Below are 12,124 nucleotides of genomic sequence, written 5' to 3' on the forward strand. Positions count from 1 at the left end.
CGCCGCCAGATGGCGTGCCAGCTCGACGATGTGTTCCGGACCTATGCCGCAGCAGCCGCCGACGATACTCGCGCCCTGCTCTCGCCAGCGCCGTGCCCAGCCCAGGTACGCCTCGGGGCCGAGGTCGGCGCGGATATCCAGCAGGGTATCGTTGGCCTGGGCCTCCTCGGTCACCACCGGGAAGGCGTTGGCGTAGACGCCCAGGCGCAAGCGTGCGGGGTCGTCGTTTAGGGCGCGAAGCGCCTCGTCCAGGGCAGCGCCCATGCTTTCCGGCTGGCTGCAGTTGAACAGCAATGCTTCGGCGCCCAGCTCCAGGGCCAGCTCTACCGCCGCCGTCACGCTCTCTCCCGAGCGCAGCTGCGCGGCGGCAGGCGTGGTGTTGCCGTCCACCAGGGTGAAGGACAGCCACAATGGCCGCTCGTCCCCGGCCAGGACCGTGCGCACCGCGCGGGCTTCGGCCAGGGCACTGAGGGTTTCGGCGAGCCAGATATCCACATGGGGCGACAGGCCCGCCACCAGCTCGGCCAGTACCGGCAGGGTCCGCTCGATGTCCACCAGGTCCGGGCGATAAGACCCGGAAACCGGCGGCAGGGAGCCGGCCACCCGCACGCCGCTGGCCGCCTCGTCGGCGGCCTCCCGGGCCAGGCGTCCGGCCAGGTCCGCCAGCTCGCGGCCGCGCTCGCGGAAACGCTCCTCGCCGATATGGAAGGGCACCAGCGCATAGCTGTTGCTGGTGATCACCTGTGCGCCGGCCGCAACGAACGCCCGGTGGACGCGCCCCACGTGCTCGGGCGCCTCCAGCAGCGCCAGCGCCGACCACTCGGGCTGACGGAACGGCGCGCCGCTGCGCTTGAGCTCACGGCCCATGCCGCCATCCAGCAGGATCAGGGATTCCGAGCTCATCGGGCGGCCACCTCGGCCGCCGCCAGCCAGCGGTCGACGGTCGCGGCGTTGTCACGCACCCAGGCCTTGGCGGCCTCTTGCGCCGGCTGCTTGTCCTTCTCGATATGGCGGATCAGGTCATTGAGCGACTTTGGATCGATGGCCACGTTCTCCAGGAAGGCGGCGATGCGCGGCGCGCGCTGCTGCAGGCTGCGGGACGCCAGCACATGGACCTTGGCGTCTGGGTAGGCGCAGGTGATGCTGCTCTTCTGCAGCCAATCCGGGTCCACGGTGGGGCTGATGAACTTCCAGCACCCGTCGGCCTTGTACAGCGGATCGCCCTTCTTGTTGTCCTGGGCGTAGCCGTCGAAGCTGGGCTCGTCGAGGCGGCGCAGGTCGTAGGTGGAGAAGATCCAGTCAGGGGTGTAGGCGTAGAACACCACCCCACGGCCGGCCTTGTAGGCCGAGTCGAGCTTGGCGTAGGTCACCGCCGCCTCGGTGGAAACCGACTCGAACTCCCCGGCGAAGCCGTAGTCCTTGGCCTTGATTTCGCCGATGTAGGTGGACTCCCAACCGGCCGGGCCCACCAGCAGCTCGCCCTTGTCGCCGCCCAGGGGCGCGAAGAGCTTCGCCACCTCGGGCTTCTTGAGGTCGTAGACCGACTTCACACCGTACTTGTCCTGGATGAAGCCCGGGATGTAGAAGCCCTGCTCCCCCACATAAGGCTGCTTGTTCGGCACCAGCGAGCGGGTGCCGTCGGTGACGTACTTGGCCCAGGCCGCCGACTGGTTCGGCAGCCAGATGTCGGTCAGCACGTCCACCGAGCCATCGCCCTTGGCGGCGGCAGCGAAGAGCACCGGCACGTCGCCGGCCAGGTACGAGACCTCGCCATCCAGGCGGCTGCTGATGATCTCGCCGAGGACGTACTGGATGGCCACCGCGCCGGTCCAGTTCTGCTCGCCGATGACGATGCGCTCCTTGGCCATGGCCGGTGCGCCCGGCAGCAGGGTGCCGACCAGGGCGGCGCCTGCGAGGAAGCGGGAAAAGAGTCTGTTCATGGGTTGATTCACTCCTGAGTGTTGAAACGATGGTGTTTGCGCAGGGCCGCCTGGATGATCCGGTCCGGCACCAGCGCGCAGAAAACGATGGCGATGCCGGCCAGCACGCCCTCCCCGCCCTTGATGTTGCGCAGGGCGGTCATGACGTCGTAGCCCAGGCCTCCCGCGCCGATCAGCGCGGCCACCACCACCATCGACAGGCTCATGACGATGGTCTGGTTGATGCCCAGCAGCAGGGAGCCGGAGGCCAATGGCAGCTCGACACGGGTGAGCGTCTGCCAGGGCGTGGCGCCGTGGGCGACGGCCGCTTCCACGGCGGCCTTCGGCACTTCCCGGATGCCCAGCGCGGTGAGGCGGATCATCGGCGCCAGGGCGAAGATCACGGTGGCGATCACCGCCGGGGTCTTGCCCACGGAGAAGAAGGCCACCGCCGGGATCAGGTAGACGAAGGTGGGCAGCGTCTGCATGACGTCCAGCAGCGGCGTGACCAGTCGACGGGCCAGCGCTCGCTTGGCCAGCAGGATGCCCAGGGGGATACCGATCAGCAGCGCCAGCAGTACCGAGGCCCCCACCAGGGCGACCGTGGAAATGGTCCGTTCCCAGAAGCCGAACAGCCCGATGTAGCCCAGCGCCGCCGCACTGGTAAGCGCCAGCCACGGCCCCGCCGCGCGCCAGGCGAGGTAGACCAACGCCAGCGCTGGCACGGGCCAGGGCAACCAGCCGAGGGCGCCTTCCACCCCCTCGATCACCGTGCGCACCACCAGGATCACGCCGACGAAGGCACTCTCGAACTGCACCTGGGACCAGGCGATGACCCGGTCGATGGCGCCCGCCACCGCCAGCAGGCTGTCGCGATCGGCGGGGAAGCGTTGCAGCGCCCCCCCCGCCTCCGGCCACAGGGCCCGCCACAGGGTCAGGCCCTGGCAAGCCAGCAACAAGGCCAGGGGCAGCGTCCAGCCATGCCGTCCCCGACCCGGCGCGCGCAACAGGGCGACAGCCCCGAGGCGGCTGGCCAGCAGCAGCCCGCCCCCCAGCGCGACGCCCGGGGCATCCCCCGCCCGCCAGCCGGACGCCAGCCAGGCCAGGCCGGCCAGTTCCACCAACAGGCCCAGCCAGAACCATCCGGAACGCCCGGCCGCCGCCAGGGCCGCCGGCCCAAGCAGCAAGCTGCGCAGCACCCCGACGCGAGGTGCCGGCGCTGTCGCTGCAAGCGCCACAGCTGTGGTACGCGGGACCTCATCCCTGGGCGTCGCCGTGCCCTCGCGGAAGAAGTCGGCCACGCCATCGTCGGCGGGCGACTCCAGCAAGGTGCGCGGCGTACCCACCTGGATCAGTTCGCCGGCGCGCATCACCGCAATGCGGTCGCCCAGGCGCAGCGCCTCGGCAGGATCGTGGGTCACCAGCAAAGTGGTAATGGCACGCTCGCGCGCCAGGCGCTGGAAGTGCCCTTGCAGGTCGCGGCGGATGGTCGGGTCCAGGGCGCTGAAGGGCTCGTCCATCAGCAGGATGTCCGGATCGGTCACCAGGGCCCGCGCCAGGCCCACCCGCTGTTGCATGCCGCCGGATAGCTCGTGGGGATAACGCTCACCCCAGCCGTCCAGGCCCACTGCCTGCAACTGGCGTAGGGCAGCGGCGTATCGCACGGCCTCGGGTTCGCCGCGCAGCTCCAGCGGCAAGGCGACGTTATCGCGCACGTTGCGGTGGGGCAGCAGGCCGAAGTTCTGGAACACCATGCCGATGCGCCGGGCACGCAGCTCGCGCAAGTGCTCGGCGGAAAGCGAACCGATGGACAGGCCGTCCACCAGTACCTCGCCCTCGCTGGGGGCGATCAGGCCGTTCACATGACGCAGCAGGGTCGACTTGCCGCTGCCGGAACTGCCCATCAGGCAGAGGATTTCCCCGCGTCGGACACCGAAGCTCACCCGGTCCACCGCCTGGTGCGGCTCGGCACCCCGGAGCCCGGGATAGACCTTGGTGACCTCGCGAAACTCCAGCACCACCTCGGCGGGAAGAACGGATGTGGAGCGCTCCGGCTCCTCTGAGTCATGGCCGCCCGTCCCGGGTGCCAACCTATCGATTACGTACACAGCAAATCCTGGCAGTCGGAATTGAACATCCCCGTCCGCATCGGGCGGGGTATGCCTGGGTCATTGCAGCGACCATGCCAGCCCCTCGGAGCCCGCCGAACCCGCATTCCATGCGGGCTCGACGCCTTCGGCCTGCTGCCTGTCCACCAAAGCTGTGCTGCGGCTGTTGCCTGGGAAACAGTTGGGCTACCGGCAGTCGGTGCGCATGGCGCACCGAAGGCGAGAGGGGTCAGGCCGCCTCTTCCAGCTTGCGCGCCTCCAGCTCGCGCACCAGGGGCAGCACCTTCTCGCCGAAGTAGGCCACCTCTTCCTGGAAGTGCAGGAAGCCGCTGAGCACCAGGTCCACGCCCACGGCCTTGAGGGCGACGATGCGTTCGGCGACCTGCTGCGGGGTGCCGATCAGGTTGGTCTTGAAGCCATCGTTGTATTGCACCAGGTCGGCGAAGCTGGATTTGGCCCAGTTGCCCTCGCCTTCCGGGCTGGCCTTGCCGGCCTGGCGGGCGGCGTCGCCGAAGGCGTTGACCGCTTCCGGATCGGCCTTGGCGATGATTTCCTCCAGCACCGCGCGGGCCTCTTCCTCGGTGTCGCGGGCGATGACGAAGGCGTTCACGCCGATCTTCACCGAGTGCCCGTTGGCCGCGGCCTTGGCGCGGATATCGTCCACCTGGGCCTTGATGCCTTCCGGCGTGTTGCCGTTGGTGAAGTACCAATCCGACACCCGTGCGGCCATGTCCCGCGCGGCGCGGGAGCTGCCGCCCTGGAAGATTTCCGGGTGGGGTTGCTGCAGCGGCTTGGGTTTCAGGCTGTAGTCGCGCAAGCGATAGAAATCGCCGTTGAAGGTGAAATTGTCCTGGGTCCAGATGCCCTTCAGGGCGCGGATGAACTCTTCCGAGCGGCGGTAGCGCTCATCGTGCTCCAGCCAGTGCTCGCCGATGGCGGTGAACTCGCCCTTGAACCAGCCGGAGACGATGTTCACCGCGATACGGCCGTTGGTGAGCTGGTCGATGGTCGCCAACTGCTTGGCCGCCAGGACCGGGTTCCAGGGTCCGGGCAGGATCGCGGCGATCACCTTGAGCTGCTCGGTGGCCCCCAGCAGCGCGTGGCTGAAAGCCACCGACTCGTGCTGGAACTCGGCACCGTAGCCGGCGGTGAAGCGGATCTGCGTCAGGGCGTATTCGAAACCCGAGCGCTCGGCGATCCGCGCCAACTTGCGGTTGTAGTCGATGTCCCAGCTGGTGCGCTGCTCGATCTTGCTGACAACCAGGCCGCCACTGACGTTGGGCACCCAGTAGGCGAATTTGATCGGGTCGTGGCTCATGGTGTTCTCCTGCACAGGGGTAAGGGGTGAGTACCCTTGAGCACCATCCATGCCAGGAAAAAATCCAATCAATATCAATTAGTTGAAGAAAACCTTTGCAAGCAGGTGCTGTTGTTCGCCGGTTATCTGCTGAGCCACTGTTGCCTGGGCAACAGTGGCTCAGACGTGGACCACGCTTCACCGGTCCACCATCGAGGCCCGGCGCAACTCCGCTGGTGGATGAAAAAAGCGTCATCCACCCTTGGGGCCGGGAAACAACGCCGTAGGATGGGTAGAGCCTGCGAAACCCATCAACCATGGTCAGCATGGGTTTCGCTTCGCTCTACCCATCCTACGGTGCTACGAAGCCAGCACCTGCCCCCCGCGCAACCGTGCCAGCACTTCCTGGCTCAGCCAGCGCCGCAGCAGGCGGTTCTCCGGGTGGTAGCAGTACACGCAGAGCAGTTCCAGCAAGCCGGACTCGCTCACCACCAGCGCCTCCTCGAACACGCCGCTGCCGTTCAGGAGGTATACGTTGCGGTACTGGTCGTCGCAGAGCCGCGCGGCCAGCAGGCGCGGATTGATGTCGGCATTGAGCAGGCGACGCAGGTCGCGGGCGGCGAACCAGGCCTCGTGGCCCATGAGGAAAGCCCGCAGCGGGCGGCGGTGACGGCGGAAGGTGTGGGGGGTGATCTGGGGAAGATCCATGGCGAAGACTCCATCCTGTATTGGGGAGCCGCCACCAAATCCATCGAGGGTGGCGGACCGTGCGAGGTGGAAGTACCGGGGAGCTTGTGCAAAGCCGGCTGGGCATGCGCCCACTCGCACGGTCCGCCATAGACTGCCGACGCACGAGGCATCGCTATGGCGTGCACAAACTCCAACTACCGGGCTTCCACACCCGGCCGCCTCCCGAAGGACGCAGCGCCGCAGACCCTATCCAGGCCCCTTGTAGGCCGGCAATGCGGTTGGCGTGTAGGCGAAGTCCTCAATTCACAACTGAACTGGACGCACTGCCTCCACCGGCAGCAGGCCGGGGGGCTGGCATTCGTTGCCGGCCGGCGGCGTATCGTCGGCGGAGCTGACCGGCTCGCCCTCCTCGTCCAGGCCCACCAGGTCCAGCACCTGGTAGCAGTCCACGTCCGCCTCCAGGGGGATGGCGAACAGCCGCACCGTGTCCGAGAGCGTGAAGAGGTGGACTTCCTCGCCTATGGCCGCGCCATCCCGGTAGGCCCGCAGGTACAGCTCCGCGCTGGCGGCATCGCCCAGCTCCTCGCGGCTGAGCACGCCGACGAGGCAGTCCTGGCCATCCACCACCTGCAACCAGTGCCCGCGCAGGTGCAGCTCAGCCGCCAGCGCCGGTCCCGCCAGCCACGGCAACGCCAGGGCGAGGGCACGTAACAGGCGCAGCATCAGCGGCTGCTCAAGCGGTAGTGGCCCTCGGCGGGCAGGCCGAGCCAATCCCGCCAGCGCTCCAGATCGCCGTAGGCCTTCTCGAACAGAGTGCCGGCCGGTCTGTCTTCCAGGGCGACGAGGCAGTCCTCCAGCGGGGTCTCCTCCCGCAGGCAGGGACTATCGGAGGGCAGCCGGGTACCCGCGAGGTAGGACACCAGGAAGTAGGCCGCCGCCTGGTCGGAGGGGAAGATGTGCTTGCCGCCGGAGTGCAACCAACCGCTCAGCGCCTCGGTCAGGTTGCTGGCGTAGGCCTCGGCGTCCGGCTGGAAGTCCACGTCGGAACAGTCCTCCAGGTAGAGGTTGCTGGCGACGTCATCGCTGACCTTGCCGTACAGGGTGCAATAGAGCTCCACGTGCTGGCCCTCGACCACCGGCGCGGAATACCTGTGCGGATCGCTGTGCAATTGCGCCTGGACGTTGAACAAGCGGTCCGCGCCGGGCAGCTCCAGCACCACCTTGTCGGTGTCGCTGATGCGCATCCCCAGCACCTGACCGGTGACGATCAGCCTGCGGCCCTTGAAAGCGCGGTTGCTGGCCGCCGCATTGGCGTCATAGAGACTCGCCAGCCCGGAACTGGACATGCGCTCCACCGGGTTGACCATCGCCAGCGCGTTCAGCGCCGACTGGCCGCCGGCCAGGGCCACCAGGTAGTCCTGCGCCATGATGTGGCGGAAAAAGTTCAGCGCGCCCGTATCCACCAGCGGGGGCACGGCGGACTGTCCCGTGGACGCCGCCTCCGCTTCGCTGGAGAAACGCGGGCGGGGCTCGATGGGCTCGGGTTTGCGCGCCGCGTTGGCGACATACAGGCCAAGCAGGAACAGCGGCACCGCCAGGACCGCCACCGCGACCCGGCTGCCGGCCTTGCCGGTGAGGCTCTCGATCGCCCGCCAGCACGCGGGGCAAAGCCACAGCGCGGCACAGAGCATCAGCAGGCCGCCGATCACGGAACTGCCCATGACGCCAAAGGACAGCGCCGCCAGCACCGGGCAGGCGATCCAGCAGAACAGCCGGATGACAGGTTCGAACTTCATTCATTGCCCCCTTCTCGTTGCAAGATGGCTCCCGCTTGCGGAAGCCCCAGGCCCCTGGGCCTATCACCCCGGGTGGGTCGGATTCTTGGAGGGAGGAAGCGGCAAGGAAAATCAGCAATCGTCATTTCCGTTGCGGAGCGCCCGGGATGCCGGGCAATGAGCATTTTTGATTCGCATCAGGCCAGTGGCGGTTTCGACAATCCACCTCCCAATGACTTCAGTGGATCGCTCGCAATGCTGGTTCTATGCCGTAACGTCGGGGAAAGCCTGGTCATCCAGCGCACGCCGCGTAGCGTCACCCACATCAAGGTCATTCGCTCGGAGCGACCCACCGTGGTGCTCAGCATCGAGACCCGGAGCCTGGATGGCCGCCTCAGGAAACGCACCGAGGTCCAGCTGGGCGAACCCGCCTGACGCAACGGGCGGCGGACGGCACGGGCCCTCCGCTCGCGCGTGCTCAGCGGTTCAGGCAGCGGACGTTGTCGATCTCGCGGGCGTAGTAGCAGATCACCCGGCTGTCCTGCACCGGCAGGAACTGAAGGCGCAGCGTCGCGCCGGTCGCCAGGCCGTACTGGCGGTCGAACAAGAGGTCGGGCATCTCGCTCAAGCGTGTCATGGGCCGGGCGCGGCTGGTCACCGCCTTCTGCAAGCGGACATCCAGGCTGCGCGGGCCGAAATGCACGACGTCCGCCGTCAGCGACGCATAGTTCACCTCCTCCCCCACCCGCTCCATGGCGGCGAAGCTGCTGACGTCGCCGATGATCAACCGTTCTTCCAGGCGACTGTACGTGCCGTCGCTAAGTAGGATGTCGTTGAAGCCGTGGTAGGAAACGCCCCGGGTGTAGGCCGGGGCGTCGAACACCAGCCCGGCGATGGCCAGCAGCGCCATGCCGCCAAGGATCAGGGCGTGCTTGTAGCGACGCAGCATCATGGCAGGCTCCTCATGCAGCGGCGGACCATCTCCAGGTGCAGGTCGGCCAGCGGGGCGTTCTCCAGATAGACCATGTTCTGCGTGCTGCCATCGGCGCGCACGCAGCTGATGTCGAAGAGCCGGTTCGAGCGGTTGACCCAGACCTGCCCGCCGGGCCCCTCCTCCCGCACGGCCAGCGCCGCCTTGAAGGTCTCGCGATTACGGGCGTTCTCCTCGATGCTGTCGCCGACGAAGTGGTAGTGCAGCGAGCCCGCTTGCACGTCGTCGATCACCAGCTCCGCACCCGCGCCGTCGAACAGGCCGAAGCGGTAAGCCGCCACCAGGGCGAGCAGGCAGGTCATAGCCGCGTAGGCCGCCAGCAGCAGCGCCGGCGAGCGCAGCGCCCGGGTCAGCCGGGACGCCGGCGCGGCGTCCATCACGGGCACCTCGGCCACCGGACTCTCGACGGGCGTGGCTGCGCTCTCCGGCACCACCGCCTCGGCATCCACCAGGTAATTGGCGTTGAAGCGGTAACCCCGGCGCGGCACGGTTTGCAGCAGATCGTGATCGGTGCCGTCCTCGATCAGGTTGCGCAGGGTGAAGATCGCCTGGTTCAGGCTGCCCGCGGCAACCACGCGATTGTCCCAGGCGAACTCCATGATCTCGTTGCGGCTGCGGGTTTCCCCCGGCCGCTCCAGCAGCAGCTGCAATAAGCGTGATTCGGAGTAGGAGAGCGTCACCGAGCGCACCTCGCCCGCCCCCGAATCCAGCTGCAATTGATTGTTGGCGGCGTCGAACAGCACCTGGACGCCACTCTTCAAATTAAACCTGTACTGACTATTCATAGAACTTGCCGATCTGCTGATCTCGATTCCGCAAAAGGGGTGGCGGATTCTCGCGCATCCCCACTTCCCCCAGTTGACCATGGTCCATAAATAACGATTTTTGATTCAGCTTTGGCGTCGCCCTGACGCACAGTGGAAACCCTCGAAAGGCCCGTGCCGCCTGCCTTTGATCGTGTTCACCACGCCCTCCGGCGGACTCTGCCCGGTCGTTCGAGGCAACTTTCGGAAGCAACTTCCGCAAGCCTCTTTGCGCAGTGTCCTTGCGACCTCAACAGGAATCTCCATGTCACTGAAAGAACTCTCCATCCTCTCGTTGGCGATGGCGCTGACGGGCTGTTCCATGGCCCCCGCCATCGACGACACCCTCATTCGAGCCGACGATCCCGCGTTGCAGCTGGTCGAACGGGACAAGGCCAGCATCGCCTGGCAAAACCCGTCCACCGCCCTCGCCCGCCACCACGACAAGGTCGTTTACCTCGACCTGCCCAAGCCCGGTTCATTCGACGGCGCGGTGCAGCTGGAGGGCGACCAACTGGTGCGCCATTTCCGCAGCCAGCTCGAAGGGCAGCTGAGCGCAGCCGGCTACCGCGTGCTGGAGCGACCCGCACCCGGCGCACTGACGCTGCGCGTGTCCGTCGCCGACCTGCAGCGCAAACCCCGCGACCCGAGCGTGATGGAGTACATCCCGATCGGCTTCCTGGTGGGGCTGTCGCTGCACGCCACCGGCATCCGCGACGAAACCCTCTACCTGTTCGTCCAGAGCGAGCTCAGCGATGGCCCCGGCGGCGCGAGCCTGCTGCAGGCCGTGGACCGCGCCAGCGGACGCGACATCGACCCGTCCGCCAGCCCGAAGGTGGATGACCTCTACCCCGCCCTGGACACCGCCGCCCGGCAGATCCGCGAACGCCTGGACCGTGCGTTACCCCTCAAGGCCCCGGCCTGATCCCTTCCTTTTCCCAGACATTCAGGACAAATCATGACTTTCGGCAAACAACTGGCTGCCACCCTCTTCGCCCTCAGTACCCTCAGCGCGGTCGCCGACGATCGCGGTCTGTACCTCGGCGGCGGCGTGACCCGGGTGGAAACCGACGAACACAGCCTGGGCGACGACGACAGCTACAAGGCCTATGTCGGCTACCGCTTCAACCCTTACCTCGCGGTGGAGGGTGCCTGGGTCGACCTGGGCAGCTTCGACAACGGCCAGCGCGACTTCGACGGCCATTCCGTGCAGGCCGCCGCCCACTTCGGCGTGCCGGTGGGCGACCGCCTGCGGTTGTTCGCCAGCGCCGGCGCGCATGCCTGGGACGCCGACGGCGACAGCGCCGGCGACGACAGCGACCTGGACCTGACCTACGGCGTTGGCGCGGAGCTGGACCTTTTCCGCAACCTCGGCGTGCGCGTGGAGCAGGAAGTCCTGAAGGTCGGCGACCTCGAACTGGACCAGACGACCGCCAGCGCCTACTTCCGTTTCTGATACCTCCTGCGGCCCCCTGGTGGGCCGCCCCTCCCGGCGCATACCGCGCCACCGCGGCCCGCCAGGGCCGTTTCCCCGCCTCCCGACGCAACGCTCCCGGCACAGTGCCGGGAGCGGTACGGGATCAATGGAAGGGGAAGATGTAGTTCATCCAGGCCGCCATGCGCAGGAGGATCTTGCGCATCACCGCCACATGGTGGAAATGCTCGCTGTAGAGCGCCGCCTGGCCATAGGAACCACCGGGCATCAAGGCGGCGTACTTGGCGTACTCCGGGTCGGTGATCTCGATCACCACCGGCACCCGGCCAGCCGGCGGCGAGCCGCTGAAGCTCAGCAGGGTGCCGGAAGGCTGTACCTGGCCTTCGCCGATAACCCCGATCACTTGCTTCACCTTGCCCGCGAAGACCCGCCCGGGAATGCCGTCGAAGGCCACTTCCGCCTCGTCGCCGGCGGTCAGGCGCATCTGGCTGTTCTGGCGCATCCAGGCGGCGAAATAGTGCCCCTCGTCCGGGATGAAGACCATGCTTGGTCGCAGCGGCAACCTCACCGCGCGCATGCCCGGACGCAGCGACACATGGGTGACGAAGCCCTTGCTGGGCGCCCGTACCACGGTGCTGTCCAGGTTGAACTGGGCGATGTTCAGCTGCGCCTGCAGGTTGTCCACCCGCGCAGTGGTGAGGTCCACGTCGCGGCGGTTGCCGACGTTGCGCGCGGCCAGTTCACGGGCCCGGGACTGGTCGGCGCGGGCCGAGATCAGCTGTGCCTTGATGGACCTGACCTTGTTCTCGAAGGGCGTGGGGTCGATGCGGAACAGCACATCGCCCTTCTCCAGCGGCTGGTTGGTCCTGACCGGCACCTCGATCACCCGGCCCGAGACTTCGGGAACTATGGGCACGGAGACGAAGTAGCTGCGCGCCACCTCGGAATAGGGGTGGTTGTAGTTCATGGTGAAGATCAGCGCGCCGATCAGCACCACGCCACCGAGCACGGCGGTGGGCACGCTCCACTTGTTCAGCGGGATGCGGAAGATCTTGAAGATGGCGACGCAGATGGCCGTGTAGGTGAGGATCAGCAACAGGTCCATG

General features: G+C 67.2%; 12 protein-coding genes and 1 pseudogene. 3 read left to right on the forward strand and 10 right to left on the reverse strand.

What is annotated here, in order from left to right; translation table 11 throughout:
• Positions 1-3 precede the first annotated feature (3 nt).
• The 7 genes and pseudogenes from PCA10_RS20210 to PCA10_RS20240 form a co-directional block, all read right to left on the reverse strand.
• Positions 4-903, reverse strand: a pseudogene (locus PCA10_RS20210) (homocysteine S-methyltransferase family protein); the annotation flags it as partial.
• Positions 900-1,940: an ABC transporter substrate-binding protein gene (locus PCA10_RS20215; protein ID WP_016493936.1), complete on the reverse strand. Its 1,041-nt coding sequence runs from the start codon at positions 1,938-1,940 to the stop codon at positions 900-902. The pseudogene PCA10_RS20210 and the gene PCA10_RS20215, both read right to left, overlap by 4 nt.
• Before the next feature lie 8 nt (positions 1,941-1,948).
• Entirely contained in the window at positions 1,949-4,018 is a 2,070-nt protein-coding gene (locus PCA10_RS20220) for an ATP-binding cassette domain-containing protein (protein ID WP_463605613.1), read from the reverse strand.
• Positions 4,019-4,256: 238 nt separating this feature from the next.
• Positions 4,257-5,345 carry a dimethylsulfone monooxygenase SfnG gene (sfnG, locus tag PCA10_RS20225; RefSeq protein ID WP_016493938.1) on the reverse strand — a complete coding sequence of 363 codons (1,089 nt, stop codon included), beginning with the start codon at positions 5,343-5,345 and terminating at the stop codon, positions 4,257-4,259.
• A gap of 339 nt (positions 5,346-5,684) precedes the next feature.
• Positions 5,685-6,032, reverse strand: coding sequence for a BRO-N domain-containing protein (locus PCA10_RS20230; RefSeq protein ID WP_016493939.1), 348 nt, complete (start codon positions 6,030-6,032; stop codon positions 5,685-5,687).
• A 285-nt stretch (positions 6,033-6,317) separates the two neighbouring features.
• A complete protein-coding gene (locus PCA10_RS20235) occupies positions 6,318-6,737 on the reverse strand; it encodes a hypothetical protein (RefSeq protein WP_016493940.1) in 420 nt (139 codons plus the stop codon).
• Complete coding sequence (locus PCA10_RS20240; protein ID WP_016493941.1) at positions 6,737-7,810, reverse strand: OB-fold protein; 1,074 nt, start codon at positions 7,808-7,810, stop codon at positions 6,737-6,739. Before PCA10_RS20240 ends, PCA10_RS20235 begins: the two co-directional genes overlap by 1 nt.
• 234 nt (positions 7,811-8,044) lie before the next feature.
• On the opposite strand from PCA10_RS20240, the gene PCA10_RS20245 reads away from it, so the two are divergent.
• Positions 8,045-8,224, forward strand: a complete 180-nt coding sequence (locus tag PCA10_RS20245; protein ID WP_016493942.1) for a hypothetical protein — start codon at positions 8,045-8,047, stop codon at positions 8,222-8,224.
• 43 nt (positions 8,225-8,267) lie between these two features.
• Here the strand turns inward: PCA10_RS20245 and PCA10_RS20250 are convergent, their stop codons facing one another.
• Together PCA10_RS20250 and PCA10_RS20255 are read right to left on the reverse strand one after the other, a co-directional pair.
• Positions 8,268-8,741: a hypothetical protein gene (locus PCA10_RS20250; protein ID WP_016493943.1), complete on the reverse strand. Its 474-nt coding sequence runs from the start codon at positions 8,739-8,741 to the stop codon at positions 8,268-8,270.
• The gene (locus PCA10_RS20255) at positions 8,738-9,541 is read right to left on the reverse strand and encodes a winged helix-turn-helix domain-containing protein (RefSeq protein ID WP_231866600.1); all 804 of its coding nucleotides are present in this window, start codon (positions 9,539-9,541) and stop codon (positions 8,738-8,740) included. The genes PCA10_RS20250 and PCA10_RS20255 overlap by 4 nt, the downstream gene beginning before the upstream one ends.
• Positions 9,542-9,848: 307 nt before the next feature.
• Between PCA10_RS20255 and PCA10_RS20260 the strand changes: the two genes are divergently transcribed.
• Both PCA10_RS20260 and PCA10_RS20265 read left to right on the forward strand, forming a co-directional pair.
• The gene (locus tag PCA10_RS20260; RefSeq protein WP_016493945.1) at positions 9,849-10,508 is read left to right on the forward strand and encodes a DUF3313 domain-containing protein; all 660 of its coding nucleotides are present in this window, start codon (positions 9,849-9,851) and stop codon (positions 10,506-10,508) included.
• A gap of 33 nt (positions 10,509-10,541) precedes the next feature.
• The gene (locus tag PCA10_RS20265; protein ID WP_016493946.1) at positions 10,542-11,039 is read left to right on the forward strand and encodes an outer membrane beta-barrel protein; all 498 of its coding nucleotides are present in this window, start codon (positions 10,542-10,544) and stop codon (positions 11,037-11,039) included.
• 124 nt (positions 11,040-11,163) lie between these two features.
• On the opposite strand, the gene PCA10_RS20270 is transcribed toward PCA10_RS20265, so the two are convergent.
• Positions 11,164-12,123, reverse strand: coding sequence for an HlyD family secretion protein (locus PCA10_RS20270; protein ID WP_016493947.1), 960 nt, complete (start codon positions 12,121-12,123; stop codon positions 11,164-11,166).
• Between the last annotated feature and the right edge of the window lies 1 nt (position 12,124).

Source organism: Pseudomonas resinovorans NBRC 106553 (genome assembly GCF_000412695.1).
GTDB lineage: Bacteria > Pseudomonadota > Gammaproteobacteria > Pseudomonadales > Pseudomonadaceae > Metapseudomonas > Metapseudomonas resinovorans_A.